At 68.0% G+C, this 18,837-nt stretch carries 20 protein-coding genes and 1 tRNA gene; 7 read left to right on the top strand and 14 right to left on the bottom strand.

The features are described from left to right. The first annotated feature begins 5 nt into the window (after positions 1 to 5). Together OG817_RS37520 and OG817_RS37515 are read left to right on the top strand one after the other, a co-directional pair. Positions 6 to 908 carry a glycoside hydrolase family 43 protein gene (locus OG817_RS37520; protein WP_406049692.1) on the top strand — a complete coding sequence of 301 codons (903 nt, stop codon included), beginning with the start codon at positions 6 to 8 and terminating at the stop codon, positions 906 to 908. A 79-nt stretch (positions 909 to 987) separates the two neighbouring features. After that, positions 988 to 1,320 (top strand): hypothetical protein, encoded by a 333-nt coding sequence (locus OG817_RS37515; RefSeq protein WP_406049691.1) that lies wholly within the window; start codon positions 988 to 990, stop codon positions 1,318 to 1,320. Here the strand turns inward: OG817_RS37515 and OG817_RS37510 are convergent. Beyond that, complete coding sequence (locus tag OG817_RS37510; protein WP_406049690.1) at positions 1,222 to 2,601, bottom strand: PLP-dependent aminotransferase family protein; 1,380 nt, start codon at positions 2,599 to 2,601, stop codon at positions 1,222 to 1,224. The two genes, OG817_RS37515 and OG817_RS37510, sit on opposite strands and share 99 nt — an antisense overlap. 69 nt (positions 2,602 to 2,670) lie before the next feature. Between OG817_RS37510 and OG817_RS37505 the strand changes: the two genes are divergently transcribed. Then, positions 2,671 to 3,351 carry a pyridoxamine 5'-phosphate oxidase family protein gene (locus OG817_RS37505; RefSeq protein ID WP_406049689.1) on the top strand — a complete coding sequence of 227 codons (681 nt, stop codon included), beginning with the start codon at positions 2,671 to 2,673 and terminating at the stop codon, positions 3,349 to 3,351. Here OG817_RS37505 and OG817_RS37500 read toward each other — a convergent pair. The 5 genes from OG817_RS37500 to OG817_RS37480 form a co-directional block, all read right to left on the bottom strand. Next, positions 3,348 to 4,130 (bottom strand): ABC transporter permease, encoded by a 783-nt coding sequence (locus tag OG817_RS37500; RefSeq protein ID WP_360437929.1) that lies wholly within the window; start codon positions 4,128 to 4,130, stop codon positions 3,348 to 3,350. The two genes, OG817_RS37505 and OG817_RS37500, sit on opposite strands and share 4 nt — an antisense overlap. Then, positions 4,127 to 5,083: an ATP-binding cassette domain-containing protein gene (locus OG817_RS37495; RefSeq protein WP_406049688.1), complete on the bottom strand. Its 957-nt coding sequence runs from the start codon at positions 5,081 to 5,083 to the stop codon at positions 4,127 to 4,129. The genes OG817_RS37500 and OG817_RS37495 overlap by 4 nt, the downstream gene beginning before the upstream one ends. Before the next feature lie 136 nt (positions 5,084 to 5,219). Continuing rightward, positions 5,220 to 5,744, bottom strand: coding sequence for an EXLDI protein (locus tag OG817_RS37490; RefSeq protein WP_360437924.1), 525 nt, complete (start codon positions 5,742 to 5,744; stop codon positions 5,220 to 5,222). Between the two features lie 86 nt (positions 5,745 to 5,830). Beyond that, positions 5,831 to 6,439, bottom strand: a complete 609-nt coding sequence (locus OG817_RS37485; protein ID WP_406049686.1) for a hypothetical protein — start codon at positions 6,437 to 6,439, stop codon at positions 5,831 to 5,833. A 41-nt stretch (positions 6,440 to 6,480) separates the two neighbouring features. Further along, positions 6,481 to 7,089: a hypothetical protein gene (locus tag OG817_RS37480; RefSeq protein WP_406049685.1), complete on the bottom strand. Its 609-nt coding sequence runs from the start codon at positions 7,087 to 7,089 to the stop codon at positions 6,481 to 6,483. Between the two features lie 81 nt (positions 7,090 to 7,170). Between OG817_RS37480 and OG817_RS37475 the strand changes: the two genes are divergently transcribed. Then, a complete protein-coding gene (locus tag OG817_RS37475) occupies positions 7,171 to 7,617 on the top strand; it encodes an Lrp/AsnC family transcriptional regulator (RefSeq protein WP_406049683.1) in 447 nt (148 codons plus the stop codon). A gap of 195 nt (positions 7,618 to 7,812) precedes the next feature. Here the strand turns inward: OG817_RS37475 and OG817_RS37470 are convergent, their stop codons facing one another. Beyond that, a complete protein-coding gene (locus tag OG817_RS37470; RefSeq protein ID WP_360437914.1) occupies positions 7,813 to 8,073 on the bottom strand; it encodes a cell division protein CrgA in 261 nt (86 codons plus the stop codon). Positions 8,074 to 8,184: 111 nt separating this feature from the next. Between OG817_RS37470 and OG817_RS37465 the strand changes: the two genes are divergently transcribed. Continuing rightward, the gene (locus OG817_RS37465; RefSeq protein ID WP_406049682.1) at positions 8,185 to 8,955 is read left to right on the top strand and encodes a DUF881 domain-containing protein; all 771 of its coding nucleotides are present in this window, start codon (positions 8,185 to 8,187) and stop codon (positions 8,953 to 8,955) included. A 17-nt stretch (positions 8,956 to 8,972) separates the two neighbouring features. Then, a complete protein-coding gene (locus tag OG817_RS37460; protein ID WP_406049680.1) occupies positions 8,973 to 9,590 on the top strand; it encodes an aminodeoxychorismate/anthranilate synthase component II in 618 nt (205 codons plus the stop codon). Between the two features lie 54 nt (positions 9,591 to 9,644). Here the strand turns inward: OG817_RS37460 and pknB are convergent, their stop codons facing one another. The 6 genes from pknB to OG817_RS37430 all read right to left on the bottom strand — a co-directional run bounded on the left by pknB (position 9,645) and on the right by OG817_RS37430 (position 17,163). Continuing rightward, complete coding sequence (gene pknB / locus OG817_RS37455; RefSeq protein ID WP_406049678.1) at positions 9,645 to 11,468, bottom strand: Stk1 family PASTA domain-containing Ser/Thr kinase; 1,824 nt, start codon at positions 11,466 to 11,468, stop codon at positions 9,645 to 9,647. A gap of 115 nt (positions 11,469 to 11,583) precedes the next feature. Beyond that, on the bottom strand, positions 11,584 to 13,035 hold the full coding sequence (locus OG817_RS37450; RefSeq protein ID WP_360437903.1) for a penicillin-binding transpeptidase domain-containing protein: 1,452 nt from the start codon (positions 13,033 to 13,035) through the stop codon (positions 11,584 to 11,586). Continuing rightward, entirely contained in the window at positions 13,032 to 14,429 is a 1,398-nt protein-coding gene (locus tag OG817_RS37445; protein WP_396394435.1) for an FtsW/RodA/SpoVE family cell cycle protein, read from the bottom strand. The genes OG817_RS37450 and OG817_RS37445 overlap by 4 nt, the downstream gene beginning before the upstream one ends. Next, complete coding sequence (locus tag OG817_RS37440) at positions 14,426 to 15,841, bottom strand: PP2C family protein-serine/threonine phosphatase (RefSeq protein WP_406049676.1); 1,416 nt, start codon at positions 15,839 to 15,841, stop codon at positions 14,426 to 14,428. The genes OG817_RS37445 and OG817_RS37440 overlap by 4 nt, the downstream gene beginning before the upstream one ends. 10 nt (positions 15,842 to 15,851) lie before the next feature. Beyond that, positions 15,852 to 16,334 carry an FHA domain-containing protein gene (locus OG817_RS37435; protein ID WP_396394433.1) on the bottom strand — a complete coding sequence of 161 codons (483 nt, stop codon included), beginning with the start codon at positions 16,332 to 16,334 and terminating at the stop codon, positions 15,852 to 15,854. 10 nt (positions 16,335 to 16,344) lie between these two features. Continuing rightward, entirely contained in the window at positions 16,345 to 17,163 is an 819-nt protein-coding gene (locus OG817_RS37430; protein WP_360437891.1) for a DUF3662 and FHA domain-containing protein, read from the bottom strand. A gap of 223 nt (positions 17,164 to 17,386) precedes the next feature. Here OG817_RS37430 and OG817_RS37425 point away from each other — a divergent pair. After that, a tRNA-Leu gene (locus tag OG817_RS37425) sits at positions 17,387 to 17,470 on the top strand. A gap of 492 nt (positions 17,471 to 17,962) precedes the next feature. Here OG817_RS37425 and OG817_RS37420 read toward each other — a convergent pair. After that, entirely contained in the window at positions 17,963 to 18,793 is an 831-nt protein-coding gene (locus OG817_RS37420) for a carbon-nitrogen hydrolase family protein (RefSeq protein WP_406049675.1), read from the bottom strand. Positions 18,794 to 18,837 lie beyond the last annotated feature (44 nt).

The raw sequence follows: 18,837 nt of genomic DNA, 5'->3' as shown, positions 1-18,837 counted from the left end.
GACACGTGGGATTCACCAATCCGGTCTACGACGGCAACTTCGCCGACCCAGCCATCATTGCGGTGGGCAACGGCTTCTACGCCTTCGCGACCAACGGGCCGTTGGGGAACGTGCAGACGTTGAAGTCTGCCGACCTGGTGGCGTGGGAGCAGGTCGGCTCTGCTCTGCCGTCGTTGCCGGATTGGTCGTCGCCGGGTCGGGTCTGGGCGCCGGAGGTTTCGGTGCACCGGCCCGATCGGTACGTCATGTACTACACGACTCGCGGGACTGCGTCCGGTCGTCAGTGCATCGGGGTCGCGGTCGCGTCCGTGCCGACAGGTCCATATGTCGACAAATCGTCTGAGCCGTTGATCTGTCAGGCAGACGAGGGTGGTTCGATCGACGCGTCGCCGTTCCAGGACTCGACCGGGAGGCGATGGCTGTACTGGAAGAACGATGGCAACGCGATCGGTGTCGACACGTGGATCTACGTGTCGGAGCTGTCGGCCGACGGTCTGAGTTTGACCGGTCCGGTACATCGGCTGATCAAGCAGGACCTCCCGTGGGAGGGTGCGTTGGTCGAAGCGCCGTACATGGTCGGACGATCCGGCGTCTTCCATCTCTTCTACTCGGCCAACGCTTTCGACAAGGCGGCCTACGCCGTCGGCCACGCCCGCTGCTCATCCCCCATCGGCCCCTGCACGAAGTCCGGCGACCCGATCCTGTCGTCCTCTCCCGACGCCGCCGGCCCCGGTCACAACATGGTGATCCACAAGGACAACCGCGACTGGTTCGTCTACCACGCCTGGAACCCAACCCAGGTCGGCACCGACCCCAAAGGCCGCACCATGTGGCTCTCCGAACTCACCTGGCCCGACGACGTCCCCGTAGTACAGCCACCCCTCCGCGAAAATCCGCTAACACCGTAGGACCTTCCGTTCCCCCCTCCAAGAGCTCAATGAGAGTGGGAGGAAGGGGGAGGGATCATGTCCCGACGCAGCATCATGCGTGCCGGCAAAGCAGGTCCGCGCCGGTACCTGGCAGGGCTTCGAGAAGCTGATCGCGACCAGGTGCGGCCAGAACGGCACACTGCTCCTCGGCATCGACAAGGACGCCAAGGCCGGCTACCTGTACGCCGTTGGCCACGCCAACGGCACCGCCACGGTCATCAAGGGCCTCGGCAAGGTCAACGCCACCTTCTCCGACCCCGTCAACTTCCGCTGGGCCGTGAGTGGGACCAACTCAACGGGGACTGACGCCGGCTCCATCGAGAACCCGCACCAGGATGTCGAGGGCTCGGTGGAGGTCGGGGGTGCTGGGGGTGGCGTAGCCGATGACTAGGCCGGGTGGGCCGGGGGTGGAGCGGCGGTACTCCGACAACGGGGCTACTACTACGCCGACTTGGCGGGCTTCGGCGGTGATTTGGTGGTCGTTGAGGGAGTCGGGGAGGAGCAGGGTGATGTGGAGGCCCGCCTCCTGGCCGATGATTTGGCCGTAGGGCGAAAGGGTGGTGCAGGTGTGGAGGCGGCGATCGGCGTACAGGCGGCGGCCTTTGCGGACGGTCTGGTCGAGGTAGCCGTCGCGGAGCATGGCGAGGAGGGCAGCCTGCATCGGCCAGCCGGGCCAGTCGCCGGACTCGGCGCGGAAGCGGGCCAGGCGATCGACCATCGTGTCGGACGCGACCAGCCAGCCGAGCCGGAGCGCCGGACTGATCGTCTTGGAGAGCGTGCCGAGATGGACCACCCGATCCAGGTCCAGCTGGGCGAGCGCGGGCAGTGGCGCGACGTCGTACCGGAACTCGCTGTCGTAGTCGTCCTCGATCAGCATCGCGTCGTTCCGGCGTGCCCACCGGACCAGCTCGTTGCGTCGGGCAACGGGCAGCCGTCCGCCGAGTGGGTACTGGTGCGACGGGGTCACGTAGACGGCCGGGACCTCAGTCAGTGCGGAGACCTGCAGTCCGTCGGCGTCCACCGGTACGTCGACGATGTCGAGGTGGTGGTCCCGGGCCGCGACGACCGCGTTCAGGTAGCCGGGGTCCTCGATCGCGATCCGGTCGCCAGGCCGCCGGGTCACCGTGAGCAGCAACCGAAGGCCGTGCACGGTGCCGTTGGTGATCAGGATGTTCTCCGGCCCGCAGGCGATCCCACGGACGCGGCCGACGTGGTCAGCCAGCGCAGCGCGGAGCTCCGGTAGCCCGGCAGCTTCGTCGTACCCATGTGGCGGCGACTGCGTCGACACCTCCCGCCAGGCACGTCGCCAGCCGGGGTCCGGCGTCGGTGCGATGTACGGGATGCCGGGGCGCAGGCTGAGCAGCTCGGCCGCCGGATCCGGCTGGGATGCGGCCCGGTGCCGTACGGTGGGCTGCAGCGGTACGACGTCCGTCACGTACGTCCCGGCACCCGTACGACCCTCGATCCACCCCTCAGCGTGGAGTTGGTCGTACGCCGCCTGAGTCACCGACCGGGACACGGACAGGTCGCGGGCGAGATCGCGGGTGGACGGGAGCCGGTGGCCGGACCGGAGCCGGCCGTCCAGGATCGCGGCCCGGAACTGCTCGGCCAGCTGCAGGTGCAGCGGCAGACCGGTCCGGCGATCGATGGTCAGCGGCAGGGAGCTTTCCACGAATGGACTACCTGATTCGCGCGGGAATGGACCGTGCCAGCATGCCACTCCGGACGGGACTCTGGTGACATGACCACCACGCCGCTGCAGCCGACCGACCGGACCGCCCTCCGCCGCTCCAAGGAGCGCGCTGCTACCGACCGGCAGGCGCTGTACGACGTACTCCTCGACGGCATGTTCTGCCACCTCGGTGTCGTCGTCGACGGTGCACCGCTGGTGCTGCCGACGGCGTACGGCGTGGATCTGGACGAGGGACCCGACGGGACGCTGTACCTGCATGGGTCGGTCGCCGCCCGCAGTGTGGTCGCGGCGCCGCAACAGACAATCTGCGTGACCATCACGCACGCGGACGGCCTGGTGCTTGCCCGCTCCGCGTTCCACCACTCGGTCAACTACCGGTCGGCGGTCATCTTCGGCGTACCGAGGCTGGTGACCGATCCGGAGGAGAAGCTGCACGCCCTCAACCGCATTGTCGACCACCTCGTCCCCGGCCGCTCCACCGCGGTCCGCCCGCCGAACCGCAAGGAACTCGCGAAGACCTCGGTCCTCGCGCTCTCACTGACCGAAGCATCGGTGAAGACCCGCTCCGGGCCTGCCAACGACGAGGAGCAGGACCTCGACCTGCCCTATTGGACTGGCGTGATCCCGCTCCACGTCATTGCCGGCGAACCGGAGAACAACCCTGACTGCGACCTGCTCGTGCCCGCTCACGTCCGCACGAAGGCGAACCTGCTCGGCGCACCGTCCTAGGCCACCGTCCCCTTGTTGTAGTTCTTCTGGGCCCAGAAGTAGCCGACCACGGCGATGGCGGCGCACCAGGCCAGCGCGAGCCAGCCGTCGCCGCTGTCCATCGGCGTACCCAGCAGCAGGTGCCGCAGGGTGTTGATGGTCGGGGTGAACGGCTGGTACTCGGCGAACCAGCGGATTCCGCTCGGCATCGACTCCAGCGGGATGAAGGTATTGCTGAGGAACGGCAGCAGCAGGGAGATCGGCAGGACGACGTTGCTCGCCGCCTCCGGTGTCTTGCTGGTCAGGCCCAGTGCGATCGCGAACCAGGTCAGCGCGACGGTCAGCGCGATCAGCAGGCCGGCTGCCAGCAGCCAGTCACCCGGCGACGCGTTCGGACGGAACCCGATCAGGACGGCGAAGCCGACCACCAACGCCAGGCTGACGATCGTCACGAGTACGTTGCCCAGCACATGTCCGGTCAGTACGGCGGGCCGGAAGATCGCCATCGTCCGGAACCGCGCGACGATGCCCTCGGTCATGTCCATGCAGACGGCCACCGCGGGAGACATCGTCCCGGACGCGATCGACATCAGCAGAATGCCCGGGGTGAGGAAGTCGATGTAGTCGAAGCCGCCGCTGCCGCCGAGACCTGCTGAGAACGTGTCGCCGAAGACGAGGCCGAACAGCAGGATCATGATCACCGGCATCGCGAGGGCGCCGAGGGACAAGCCGGGGTAGCGCTGGGCGTGCCGTAGGTTGCGGCGCAGCATGGTGGCGGTGTCCTGCAGTGCGTAACTCATTTCGTCGTCACCTTCTCGTGCGAAGTCTCAACAGTGGGCTGACCGGTGACGGCGAAGAACACGTCGTCCAGGTCGGGGGTGTGGACGGTCAGTTCGTCGAGCTCGAGTGAGGCGTCGTCGATCCTGGCCAGCAGGGCGCGCAGCGAGTGCACGCTGCCGTCGTTCGGCACCTGCAGGACCAGTGCCTCCTCGTCTCGCGCCGCCTCCGGCAGGACCTGGGCCGCAAGGGCGAACACGTCGGGCGCGGTGAACCGGAGCCGGACATGCCCGCCCGGTACCAGCCGCTTCAGCTGCTCGGCGGTTCCCTGCGCGACCAGCCGCCCATGATCGAGTACGGCGATCCGGTCGGCGAGCTCATCCGCCTCGTCCAGGTACTGCGTGGTGAGCAGGACGGTGACGCCTCCGGCGACCAGCTCGCGGATCAGCTGCCACATGCTGTGCCGGCTGCGCGGGTCCAGGCCGGTGGTCGGCTCGTCCAGGAAGATGATCCGTGGATCCCCGACCAGCGTCATCGCCAGGTCGAGCCGGCGCTTCATACCGCCCGAGTACGTCGAGGCCATCTTCGAGCCGGCTTCGACGAGGTCGAACCGCTCCAGTAGTTCGTCCGCCCGGAGGCGGCCCTCGCGACGGCCGAGGTGGTGCAGGTCGGCCATCATGATCAGGTTCTCGCGGCCGGTGAGCAGGCCGTCGACCGCGGAGAACTGGCCGGTGACACCGATCGCGGACCGGACGTCCTCGGGCTTGTGGTGCAGATCGAACCCGGCGACCCGGATCTCGCCGGCGTCGGCCGTGACGAGGGTGGACAGGATCTGCACCGCGGTGGTCTTGCCGGCGCCGTTCGGGCCGAGCAGGGCAAAGATGGTGCCTTCGGCAACGTTCAGGTCGATGCCGTCCAGCACGAGCTTGTCGCCGTAGGACTTGCGCAGTCCGCGGACGTCGATGGCTGATGACATGGGTCTTCCTCGGGTGAAGTGGGCAGGGTGAACCTGACCCAGTGGCTGAAAGGGTCTGTGGGAGGAGGTTCAGGGCGTACTGATCCAGCCGGCCGGCCTTCGTCGAAGGCGCCGGATCAGCGCAGAGGGATGAGGACTAGATGTCGAGGTCCTCCACCGTCGGGTGGTTCGAGGCTTCCTCGACCAGTTCGTAGAGGTCCTCGGGGATCAGCTCGCGGAGCTCCTCGATGGTGTCGACGACATCGAGGGTGGCCTCGCCCTGGGCCACGCTCCAGGACTGGTCGGTACTCCAGTTGCCGATCCAGGAGCGCCAGCCGCTCAGGTACTGCTCGTCGTCGGCGCCCACGGTGAAGAGGTTGCTGCGGTCGGCGTGCAGCACGTACTTGCCGGTCCGGCTCCGGTACACCTTGAAGGCCTCGTAGCCGTGCTTGCTGGATCGGCCGCCCTCGGCGAGCAGTACGCCGGAGAACCGCTGCTTGCGGCCGGTCCCCCGGCCGACCCGCACGGTGATCTCGTCGTACCCCTCGAGCCGGCCTTCCTCCAGTTCGACGTACTTGCGCAGCGCGATCGAGATCGCCGAGGACAGGTTCCCGGCGAGCTCCTGCGCCTTCTTGTACAGCGGCAGGTCGTCGTCCGACACGTAGATCGTCTTGTTCGGCATGCTTCTCACTCCTCCTACGTAGAACTATACGTACGAGGGTGGACCGTGTCTACATATATCTCTACGTAGAGGTGGAGCCGGCCGGCTCAGCGGGGTGAGAACAGCCAGGGCTGGTCGAGATCGAAGAACACCGGCTGCTCCGCGTCGAGCGAGTTCAGTTCGTCCATCGTCGCCTTCAGGCTGGCCGGCGGCTCCTTCCGCTCGCCCTCCCGGGCCTCCGCCTCGGAGGTGAAGTACAGCGCGGTCGTGAAGGCACCGTCGTCGTAGATCGCGAGCAGACTGCCGATGATGTCCGGCCGGAAGGCAGCCCATTCCTCCGGATGCTCGGCCATCAGCGCCCGGGCTCGCTCGGGGTTCGATGCCCGTCCCTGGATCACCTGGACGAAACCTGCCGCATTCGGATCGCCGGACTGGTCGACCGTCACATCCTCGGACTCGTGGAAGATGGCGCTGCCGGTGAGCAGCGTCGAGAACTCGTGCCACCACTTGTCCTGCGCGGGCGACTCGCTGTTCCGCCGCGCCGCATCGGCGGAGTCGAACCGGGCCAGCACGATGAACCGCCCGTCCGCGGTGACCCCGGCGGTGCTCCCCAGCCAGCCGGTCGCCTCGGGCGCCAGCTCTTCCATCCACCGGTCGAACGCGGTGTGCGCCTGCTCGGCATCGGTGATCTGCCCCTGAATGACCTGAACGAACATCGTGCGACCTCCCCTGTCTCGCCCCAGGTCGCACTTCGAAGCTACGCCGGTGACTTGATTCGGTCGATGGGTGCGGAGGTGAGGCGGGTGGCGTGGCGGATGCGGGCCAGCATGAGGAGGCTGGCGAGGATGCCGGTGGCGCCCAGGGTGATCAGGCGCGGGTCCGTTTTCCACAGGCCGAAGACGAACCAGCAGGACAGTTCGCCGAACACCAGGGCCCACGTGCCTTGGGAGATGCCGGTCGGCCGTGCGGTCCGGTACGCCGTCCACACTGACGGCGTGACCTGGACGATCGAGGCGGCGGCGAGCAAGGTGCCCAGGCCGATCCGTCCACCGACGGCTGCCGCGAGCACGAGCAGTCCCACCCAGCCGCAGATCCACACGATCGCGCGGCGGTTCACCGCGCCACGTCGTACCAGCATCACCGAGAGGGTGCCGGCCAGGATGGCTGCCCCTGTGGACGGCAGGCTCGCGGTCCAGTAGCCCGAGGCCATGAAGTACGCGAACCAGGCCGCGTTGTTCGCACTCGTCAGCGTCGCCCAGGACCAGGAGACGCCGGCAGTGTCACCCGTGCCGCGGAGCTTGAGGAGCTGCGGCAGGTACTGCGGAATCCCGAAGCAGGCGGCGAGGATGGGCAGGAAGTCCAGCATGGCGCAAGATTAGTGCTGAATCGGCGACGATATCGTGCGAATTCATGCTCACATCGCGGGACAGCGGTTAGGATCTGTGCCATGGACGCGATCGATCGCAAGATCCTTGCGGTGCTTCAGGCGGACGGCCGGCTGACCGTCACCGACCTCGCCCAACGGATCGGGCTGAGTGCGGCGCCCTGTCACCGGCGGCTGCGGGAGCTGGAGCGCTCCGGCGTGATCAGTGGATACCGGGCTGTCATCGATCCGGGCGCGGTCGGGCGCGGGTTCGAGGTGCTGCTCGCGGTCACGATGGACCGGGAGGAGTCGGTGGCCGGATTCGAGTCCGGGCTGGCCGAGATCCCCGAGGTGGTGCATGCCGAGCGGCTGTTCGGGGAGCCGGACTACTTCGTCCGGGTGGCGACGGCCGATATCGGCGCGTTCCAGCGGCTGCGCGACGAGCGGCTGGCCCGGCTGCCCGGAGTACAGCGGCTGACCTCGACGATCGTGATGAAGAAGGTGGTGGACAACCGCCCGCTGCCGACGTGAACGGTGTGGAAACTCATCCACTCAAACCTGACTTATCCACAGATTTTGCCGAGTTTCGGCCGGATTCGGTGGAGAAGTCGAAGGTGAGCTGGGGACAACGTCGCCAAAACGGTGTGCACAACTGGGGATATGGATGTGGATAACTCCACTGCTGTGATTCCGGACAGGTCCGGTTCACCCGGTGGGATCAGTGCGTCAGACCCACTGGGTGGAGACAACGAAGCCGACCGCGATCAGGCCCATGCCGATCAGCAGGTTCCAGTTGCCCAGGTCGTCCATCAGCGGAATGCTCTGGCCGGCCACATAGAAGACGACCAGCCAGGCGAGCCCGAGCAGCCAGCAGGCGAGCATCACCGGCGCGACCCACACGCGGCTGGTGGTGCGCGGTTTCTTCGGCGTCTTCTCGACCTTGACCTTCTCGGTCTTCTTCTTGTTGCGACTGCTCGACTCGGGCACGGCTGAACTCCTTGTAAGGACGCATAAGCTGACCTCTGAGGCCAGGAGGCCCGGACCTGTCGGGTCCGGTCCGGGGTTAGCGTAGTGCAGACAGCAACATGGAGATCACAGGTGCGTAGGTTCAAGCGGATTTCGCTGTGGCGCGTGGGGGCACCCCTGGCGCTGCTGTGCGCCGGTCTGCTGTTCGCGACCAGCGCCACCAACGCCCGAGGCACCGACCTGCGTCCTTCTCGCAACACTACGCTCGCCGGGCTCGTGGAGGAACAGAGCCGGCGCAGCGCGAGCCTGGTCCGCCAGCACGCGGCGCTGACCCAGGACATCGAGAAGCTGCAGGAGCAGCAGGGTTCGATCGATCCGGCGCTGGCCAAGAAGCTCCAGGACCTGTCCGAGGACGTCGGGACCACGCCGGTGACCGGCCCAGGTCTGACGGTGACGCTGAAGGACGCGCCGTCCGAGGTGGTCAAGGAGAACCCGGACGTCGACGCGGACTGGTTGGTGATCCACCAGCAGGACATCCAGGCGGTGGTGAACGCGCTCTGGGCCGGTGGTGCCGACGCGCTCTCGATCCAGAACCACCGGGTCATCTCCACCACCGGGATCAAGTGCGTCGGGAACTCCGTCGTACTGCACGGTGTGCCCTACCTGCCGCCGTACAAGATCACGGCGATCGGCGATCGGCGGAAGCTGCAGCAGGCGCTCGACGACTCGCAGTACATCGAGAACCTGCAGGACTACGTGGTGAAGTTCCAGCTCGGCTACGAGGTGAAGAACGAGTCATCGGTCGCGATGCCGGCGTACGAGGGCACGCTCGACCTGCAGAGCGCGACCGTGCCCGGGTTCGAGCACACCCCGTCGGTCAGCCCGACGGCCAGCGGCCGCTAGCTGCCACAATGGTCCGCATGCCGCGGATCCTTGTCGTCGACAACTACGACTCCTTCGTCTACAACCTGGTGCAGTACCTCCAGCAGTTGCAGGCCGAGACCACTGTGCTGCGCAACGACGAGGTCACCCCTGACCAGGTCATCGAGTACGACGGAGTCCTGCTCTCGCCCGGCCCGGGTACGCCGGAGGAAGCCGGCGCCTGCGTGGACATCGTGCGGGAGAAGGGTGGCGAGGTGCCGATCTTCGGCGTCTGCCTCGGCCTGCAGGCCATCGGAGTCGCGTACGGCGGCGTGGTCGGACGCGCGGACGAGTTGCTGCACGGGAAGACGAGCCAGGTGTTCCACGACGGCGCCGGTGTGCTCGCCGGACTGCCGTCGCCGTTCACCGCGACCCGTTACCACTCGCTCGCGATCGCCGAGGACACCGTGCCGGACGAGCTGCAGGTGACGGCCCGGACCGACGCCGGTGTGATCATGGCGGCCCGGCACCGTGACCTCCCGGTCGAAGGCGTCCAGTTCCACCCGGAGTCCGTGCTCACCGAGGGCGGCCACCGGATGCTGGCCAACTGGCTCGCGATCTGCGGCGACCCGGACGCTGTCGCGCGCTCCGCCGGTCTGGCGCCCGTGGTCAGCTGATTCCAACGCGAAAGGCCCCCGCCGAGGCGGGGGCCGCGGTGCGTTGTACGGCGGTCAGCCGCCGATCGTGATCCCCGGCGTGCCCGGGCTCTCCGGAGTGGACGGGGTGCTGCTCGGCGGGTTGCTCGGCGGTTCGGGCTCCGTGTTGACGGTCAGCGTGATCGTCGAGCCCTTCGCGATCTTGGTGCCGGCCTTCTCGCTCTGCGCGATCACCGCGTCCGGACCGTAGTTCGGGTCGGTGCCGTTCTTGTAGCCGACCTGGAAGCCGAGATCCTTCAGCTGCTTGGTCGCGTCGTCCTGCGGCACGCTGACGACGTTCGGGACCTCGACCAACTCCTTGCCGCTGGACACGGTCAGGGTGAACTCGGCGCCGGACGGGTACGTGCCGTTCGGATCCGGGCTGACCGCGAGAACGGTGCCGGCCTTCTCGCCGCTGTCCTGCTTGACCGTGTCTTCCTTGACCTTGAAGTTCCCGGGCGAGCCCTCCAGCGCCTTGCGGGCCTGCGACTCGGACTTGCCGATCACATCCGGTACCGGGAACGCAGCCCGGCCGGACGAGAAGACCACGGTGACGGTCGAGCCCGGGTCGGCCTGGGTGGCCGGCTCCGGCGTCTGGCTGAGCGCGAAGCCGCGGCCGACCGTGTCACTCGTCTGGTTCGGCCCCTGCGCGAACTTCAGACCCTTCTCGGTCAGCGCCGCGGTCGCCTGCGTCGCCGTCATGCCACTCACGTCCGGCACCTGGACCTTCGCCGGCGGAGTGTTCGCAGTACCGCCGTTGTCCTTGCCGAGGTTGGTGAACAGCGCGTAGGCACCGACCGCGATCGCGACGATGGCCAGGCCGAGCAGGAAGTAGGCGAGACCGCGGTTGCGCCGCGACCGGGAGTCCTCGAGGTCGTCCGGGTCGCCGCCGGGCGGCAGCAGGTCGTCGGCCGGACCCTGCCGGTACGCCTGCGTCGCCGCGGTCGAGGCCACGGTCGCCGGGATCGCGCGGGTCTCGGCGACCGACGCCATCGGCGCGGTCACCTGCTGTCCGGCCAGCACCCGGTGGATGTCCTGCCGCATCTCCGATGCGCTCTGGTACCGCTCCTCGCGGCTCTTCGCCAGCGCCTTCAGTACGACGGCGTCGACCTCCGGCGGGATGTCCGGATCGAACGACGAAGGCGGCAGCGGCTGTTCCCGGACGTGCTGGTAGGCCACCGACACCGGCGACTCACCGACGAACGGCGGCCGGCCGGTGAGCAGTTCGTACAGCAGGCAGCCGGTCGAGTACAGGTCGGACCGGGCGTCCACGGTCTCGCCGCGCGCCTGCTCCGGCGACAGGTACTGCGCGGTGCCGATGACGGCCGCGGTCTGGGTCATCGTGGACGAGGTGTCCGCGACCGCCCGGGCGATGCCGAAGTCCATCACCTTGACCTGGCCCTGCGGGGTCAGCATCACGTTCCCGGGCTTGATGTCGCGGTGCACGATGCCGGCCCGGTGGCTGTAGTCCAGTGCCTCGAGGACGCCGGAGGTGATCTCCAGCGCTCGCTCCGGCATGATCTTGCGGCCCTCGCGAATCAGGTCGCGCAGCGTCTTGCCGGTCACCAGCTCCATCACGATGTACGGGATCGTGACGCCGGAGCCGTTCGGGTCGGGCTCCTCACCGGTGTCGTACACCGACACGATGGTCGGGTGGTTCAGCGAGGCCGCCGACTGCGCTTCGCGCCGGAACCTGGCCTGGAAGGTCGCGTCACTCGCCAGGTCGACCCGGAGCCGCTTGATCGCGACCGCCCGGCCGAGCCGGTTGTCGACGCCCCTGCGCACATCGGCCATGCCGCCGCGGCCAAGCGGTTCGCCCTCTTCGTACCGGCCGCCGACGAGACGTGCCTGCGATGTCATGACTCAGCCTTCCAACCCGTCCGGAAACACTCACTCGACTTGCCCACCGTAGCGACCGCCACGCGTGGACCCCCGTGGGAAAGACGCACCGTCACGGCATCATTCCGTATGGTGCTCATTGGTTCAGCACCGCCTCCATGACGCTCTTCGCGATCGGCGCGGCGAGCTTGCCGCCGGCGATGTCGTCACGGGAGATGTTCGCCTTCTCGATCAGCACGGCGACCGCGACCTTCGGGTCGTCGGCCGGCGCGAACGCGGTGAACCAGGCGAACGGCGGCCGGTCCGGCGAGGTCTGCGCCGTACCGGTCTTGCCGGCCACCTGGACCCCGCTGATCCGGCCCGGCTTGCCGGTGCCGTTGTTCACGACGTCGATCATCATCGTGGTCAGCTGGGACGCGACCTCCGGCGTGACCGCCTGGTGCAGCGACTCCGGCTTGGTCTCCGACACCGTCTTCAGGTCCGCCGTCTTCACGTTCTGGACCAAATAGGGCTTCATCACCTCGCCCTTGTTCGCGATTCCGGCCGACACCATCGCCATCTGCAGTGGGGTGGCCCGGACGTCGAACTGGCCGATCGCCGACTGCGCCGTCTGCGGCGGGTTCGGGTCGCCGGGGAACTGGCTGGCCACGGCCCCGAGCTCCGGCAACTGCTTCTCGCCGAAGCCGAACTTCGCCGCCTGGTCACGCAGGACGTCCGGACCGAGGTCCAGGCCGACACTGCCGAACGCCGTGTTGCACGACAAGCGCAGCGCCACCGTGAGGGTCGCGTTGTCGCTGCCGCCGCAGTTGCGGCGGTCCTCGTTCACCAGCGGCTGCGTGGTCTGCGGCAACGGCAGCTCTGCCGGCGAGTTGACCTTCGTCTCCGGCGTGTACTTCCCGCTCGACAGCGCGGCCGCCGCCGTCACCAGCTTGAACGTCGAGCCCGGCGGGTAGAGCTCCTTCGCCGCCCGGTTCGACAGCGGCTTGTTCGGGTCCGCGTTGAGCCTCTTCCACGCGTCGCTGACCTTGTCCAGGTCGTGCGAGGCCAGCTGGTTCGGGTCGTACGACGGCCGGCTCACCATCGCCAGCACCTTGCCCGTCTTCGGCTCCAGCGCGACGACCGCGCCGGTCTTGCCGGCCAGTCCGGCGTACGCAGCCTGCTGGGCCGCGGCGTTCAGTGTCAGTGTCACGCTGCCGCCCTGCTGCGGGCGGTTGCTGATCACGTCGATGATCCGGCGGAACGCCATCGACGGGTCCGAGCCGTTCAGCTCGGAGTTCATCGTCAGCTCGATCCCGCCACGGCCGTACAGGTAGGAGTAGAACCCGGTGAGCGGTGCGTACGTCGGTCCGGCCGGGTAGGTGCGCTGGAACTTGAACCGGTCGTTCGACTGCTCGCTCTTGGCGATCGGCGTACTGCCGATCAGGATCGGACCGCGGTTCACCGAGAACTGCGAGTCGCGCACCCGGCGGTTGTCGTTGCGGCCGTTGAGCTCACCGGCCCGGAACGCCTGCAGGTACGTCGAGTTCGCCATCAGCGCGAGCATCAGGATGATCGCTGCCACGGCCAGTCGTCGGATCGCTGAATTCACTGCTTCTGCACCGCCATGGCGATCGTTTCGTCGGACACGGGAGCGGCCGGCGTCTGCGGCCGGCGTGCTTGGTCACTGATTCGCAGCAGCAGCGCGATGATGGCCCAGTTCGCGACCAGCGACGTACCGCCCAGCGCCATGAACGGCGTGGCCAGACCGGTCAGCGGGATCAGCCCGGTGACGCCGCCGACGATCACGAAGATCTGCAGGGCGAACGACATCGCCAGACCGGTCGCGATGAGCTTGCCGAAGATGTCGCGGCAGCCGAGCGCGGTCCGCAGGCCGCGCTCGATGATCAGCGTGTAGACCAGGATGATCGCGATCAGCCCGGTCAGGCCGAGCTCCTCGGCGAACGAGGAGATGATCATGTCGCTCTGGCCGTACAGCGTGATCTCCGGGCGGCCCTGACCGAGGCCGCGGCCGAGGACGCCACCCCAGGCCTGGCCCATCAGCCCGGTCGCGACCTGACCGCCGTCGATCGAGAACGGGTCGAGCCAGTCCTGGATTCGTTTGTGGACGTGTCCGAACGTCTGGTAGGCGAAGAACGCACCGGCCGCGAACAGCAGGCCACCGATGATCAGCCAGCCGGCCCGCTCGGTGGACACGTACAGCAGGAACAGGAACAGACCGAAGAACAGCAGCGACGACCCGAGGTCGCTCTCGAACACCAGCACACCCAGGCTGACCGCCCAGGCGATCAGGATCGGGCCCAGGTCTCGCGCCCGCGGCAGGTCGAGCCCGAGGAAGCGGTGCCCGGCCAGCGTCAGTACGTCGCGCTTCACCACCAGATAGCCGGCGAAGAAGATGACCAGACACACTTTCGCGAACTCACCGGGCTGGAACGACATCCCGGCCAGCCGGATCCAGATCCGGGCGCCGTTCAGGTTCACGCCGAGTCCGGGGATCAGCGGCAGGACCAGCAGCACCAGACCGGCCAGTCCGGCGGTGTAGGTGAGGGCCTGCAGGCGCCTGTGATCTCTGATCACAAGGATCACCACGAGGAACAGCACGATGCCGACCGCGGTCCAGGTGATCTGCTGCGGCGCCGCCGGTGCCTTCGGGGTCCGGCCGTTCGCCTCGGCGATCGAGGCCAGGCCGAGGTCGATGCGGTGGATCATCGCGACGCCGAGCCCGTTCAGCAGCACCGCGCACGGCAGCAGCACCGGATCGGCGTACGGCGCCCGGTAGCGCAGCGCGAGGTGGGCGATCAGGGCGAGCAGACCGATCCCGGCGGCGTAGTACCCGGTGCTGGCCGGGACCTTGTCCTGCACGGTGATGCCGATGTTCACGTACGCCGCGACCGAGACGCCGACCGCGATGATGAGCAGGAACAACTCCACCCCGCGCCGGGTGCGCGGGATGATCTGGATGACCGACGTCGACGCGATGCTCATCGAACGCCGTCACAGTCGTCAGGGTCCACCGGCGTACTCGGCGTACTCGGCGTGGTCGACGGTGAGGTCGCAGGAACCGTCGTGGGGGGCTTCGGCGGCGTGGACACGGGCTTGCCGGTCGGCGGCGCGGTGCTCGGCCGCGGCGTGCTCGGCCGCGGTGTGGTCGGCCGCGGTGTCGGGCTCGGGGTCGGCTTCACCCGCGCGCACTCGTCCGCGGTGTGCTGCAGTTCGCTGACGATCGCGTGTGCCCCGGCCAGGTTGTCGGCCTGGATGTTGGCCTCCACCTGCTCCCGGCTGTAGGTCGGCAGCTTGTCCACCTGCAGCGTCTGCCGCTCGTACACCGTCGACAGCGTCAGGCCCGGGAGGTCGCCTTCCACACCCTTGAAGATCGCCACGTAGTCGCCGTCGGTGCCGACGAAATACTGCTTCTGGGTCCAGCGGTACGCGAACCAGACGCCGCCACCGATCAGGCCGAGAATCACCACGAGTACGGCGATCCGCCGCAGCCACGGGAACCGCTTCGGCGGTCTCGGGGCATACCGCAGCTCCTCCGGGTCCAGCGCGGTCGCATGACCGCCACCACCGTGGCCGCCACCCCGGACTGCCGTGGTCGGCTCACCGCGGCCCGTGCTGCCCTGTGCCAGCTCGGCCGCGGCGCCGACCAGCTGCGGCGCCTCCCCGCTGACGGGCGGCGTCTCGATCACGTCCGCGACGACACAGGTGACGTTGTCGTTCGACCCGGCTTCCAGAGCGTGCGTGATCAGCTCGACCACCACGGAGTCCGGCGTACCGTCGGCCATCGAGGCCGCGATCACCTCGTCGCTCACGTAGTCGGGCAGGCCGTCACTGCACAGCAGCAGCCGGTCGCCGGCCCGGACGTCGAGCATCTCCAGGTCCGGATCGGAGTCCGGCCGGCCGTCCAGCACCCGCAGGATCAGGTTGCGATGCGGATGAGTGAACGCCTCCTCCTTGGAGATCCGGCCCTCGTCCACCAGCGACTGCACAAAAGTATGGTCGTGGCTCAGCTGGTACAGCTTGCCGTCCCGCATCCGGTACGCGCGGGAGTCGCCGAGGTGAGCCAGCCCGAGCTGCTGCCCGTCGAACATCAGCGCGGTGACGGTGGAGCCCATCCCTTCGCGCTCCGGGTCCTCCTCGACCAGCTCGGACAGCCGCTCGTTGGCCCGGTGCACCGCGCCGGCCAGCGCCTCGATCATGTCCTCGCCGCTGATCTCCGGGTTGTCCAGCCGCCGGATCACCTGAACCGCCGCCGCGCTGGCCACCTCACCGGCCGCCGCGCCGCCCATCCCGTCGGCGAGCAGCAGCAAGTGCGGACCGGCGTACGCCGAGTCCTCATTGTTGCGGCGCACCCGTCCGACGTCGGACAGTGCTGCGTAGTCGAGCGACAGGGTCATCGAGGCAGGCCTACTTCGCGATGTTCAGCGTCGTCCGGCCGATCCGGATCGAGCCGCCGATCTCGGCCGGCACCGGGCGGGTCACCCGCTGGCCGTCCAGGTACGTCCCGTTGGTCGAGCCGAGGTCCTCGACCCACCACTGTCCCTCGGAAGAGAACAGCCGGGCGTGCCGGGTCGAAGAGTAGTCGTCATCGAGCCGGATCTGACAGTCCGAGCCGCGGCCGATGATCACCGGCTCGTCGACCAGGGTCGCGCCGACGCCTGCCTGGGGCCCGTCCGCGATCGTCACCGACCCGGGCAGACCCTTGCGTTTCTTGGTCGGCCTGGCGGGCTTCGGCGTACGGGAGTTCTGCGGTGCGACGGCGGCCGCGGCGCGGCTGTCGACCTTGGCGCCGAACAGGTCGGACCTGATCACGGACAGCACCGCGAGGACGAACATCCACAGCAGCGCCAGGAACCCCAGTTTGATCAGGGTCAGGGTCAGTTCCGACATGGAAGCTCAGTCACCACCCGCTGCTCGGCGGCTGGGCCATCGGCTCGTCCGCGAGACGCAGCGTCATGGTTGTGTTGCCGATCCGCACGGTCGAGCCGTCGACCAGCTCGGCCTCGGTGGTCCGCCGGCCGTTCACCAGGGTGCCGTTGGTGGAGCCCAGATCGACCAGCACCACTCGGATGCCGCCGGGGCCCTCCGGCATCAGCCGGATCTCGGCATGCCGCCGGGAGACGCCCGGGTCGTTGATCTGGATGTCCGCGTCGGTACCGCGGCCGAGGACCACGCCGGGCGGGTTGACCGGGCGGCGCCGGCCGTTCACCTCGAGCATCACCTGGGGGTGACCGCGGCGAGGCTGCTGTTGCTGAGGGGGCGGTGGGCTGGCCGGGGTGCTCAGCACCGGGCCGTCGTTCGGCGGCACGTAGGGCTCCTGCGGGTAGGGCTGGGACCGCCGTTGCGGAGAACCGACGGTGGCACTGACCACCCGGAACTTACCGGTCGGGAGGCCGTCCTGCTCGGTCAGCTCGATCTCGATCGGGCCGGAGAACGTGTACCGCTGGATGTCGGCGTGGTCGCGCAGTTCGTTGGCCAGTTCGTGGTTGAGGGTCCGGCCGTAGGCGTTCAGACGCTCGAAATCGCCCGGGCCGAGCTCGATCGTGAAGTGGTTCGGCACCAGCCGGCGGTCCCTGGACAGGATCCGCGCGGTGTTGTCGATCTCACGCTTGAGCGCCGCCGCCAGCTCGATCGGCTCGACGTCGCCCTTGAACGCACGCGCGAAGACACCGCTCACAATGCCCTCCAGGCGTCGCTCGAAGCGCTGCAGCGGTCGCACGCCTCCTCCTCCACGGTCGGTCGCCGACTGGTGCCAACGATCGTGCCTGCCGTCCGGCGCCCCCAGCAGGCACGCCGTACGCCGCGTCCACCGTCACGGTAGACACACCGGGTACGACGATCGATCGTATCGGGAGGTTCGACCGAACCCGCAATGTGAAGGTCCGCCAGATCCCGTGCTACTGTCTTCCTCGGTCGTGAACGACATCGTCGGAGCGACCAGCGCGCGGGTGGCGGAATAGGCAGACGCGCACGGTTCAGGTCCGTGTGCCCGAAAGGGCGTGGGGGTTCAACTCCCCCCTCGCGCACAAAGTCCCGGTCAACGACCGGGACTTTTTCAATTTCCCAGACGGACTGTGGTCAACCCCTCAGCCGGCTACGCGCGCTCCTCCGTCGCGTGCTCGCTCGCCTGCTCCCACCCGGCCGACTGTGCCCGGCTGCTGTGATGGGCGCCGACGTACTCACCTGAGGCGGATCGTGGTCTGATCCACAGGACATGCGGTGGCTTCTCACGCAGCAGGCAATGCGCCCGCAACCGCCCCGGTGCCCGCCGCCCCGACTCCGGTGCCACTCATTAGCTGTCCCCACCTCAGACAGTGGCGTAATGCCCGGTCGGCACTTCGGAAACTTCTCGTCTCTTGGTGCGCATTTGTTTCCGATAACCACCGTGAGCGACGGCTTGACGTGCAGGCCCGCCGATCGCCGTACTCCGCCGGCCTCCACGACCTTGTGTGCCGATCGACCGTCAGCGGTTCGCAGATGTGGTCGACGCGTGCACAAGGTCACACGTGGAGGTGGGGCTAGAGCATCGTGTGGTCTCGGGAGCGCGGGTCGTCTACGGCTCGGGTGCGGTAGATGTCGCCTTTGAGGGCGGTGGCTCGCCAGGCGCGGGCGTGCTGGAACGGGATGGTGAGGGCTGGGTCGTCGCGGTCCAGGGTGGTGACGGCGAGGCCGGAGTTGCCGCTGAGCTGGGCGGCGTACGTGCCGGTGGGCGTGATCAGGCCGGACGGCATCAGGTCGACGGTCTGGGCGGGCAGCGACATCGAGACCCAGTAGCAGTTGATCGCGGCGTACGCGCGGGCCTTCAGTTCGAAGATCGAGTCCACCGGGTACGCCGACAGCAGCAGGCACTCGACGCCGAGACGCTCGTACTGACTGAACACCTGCGGAAAGTTGATCTCGACACAGATCGCGCAGCCGAATCGATAGCCGTCGACGTCGAACACGACCGGGTCGAAGCCAGGGCTGTAGAAATGATTGATCTCCGTGGCGGAGCAGAAGCGCTTGTCGTAGCGGTCGACCAGCTCGCCGGCATCCGAGATCACATACAAGCTGTTGTGTGGCCGATGTGGCGGCGTCAACGGATGCGCCGATCCCAGCACCACCCACAGCCGCAGCTCGGCTGCCAACGCCATGACCCGCTCGAGCTCCCCGCGGACCACCTCCCAGTCAACCTGGGACCAGTCAGCGATCTGCTCCTTTGCGTACCCACTCAGCGCGCCCTCAGGAAACTGCACCAACCGCGCCCGCCCAGCCGCCGCCTTCCGCATCAACGACCGAACCGTCTTCCCGTTCACCCGCACGTCCGCACTGATAGCCGGCTGCGCAATAGCAACCCGAATCCCCGTCATCGCCCTACGGTCGCACTCAGCACCGACCGAACCACGCAACGGCA

Origin of the sequence: Kribbella sp. NBC_00889, assembly GCF_045207705.1 — a bacterium.
Taxonomy (GTDB): Bacteria; Actinomycetota; Actinomycetes; order Propionibacteriales; family Kribbellaceae; genus Kribbella.
The sequence above is the reverse complement of the archived record's forward strand: the minus strand, read 5'-3'. Positions and strand labels throughout refer to the sequence as shown.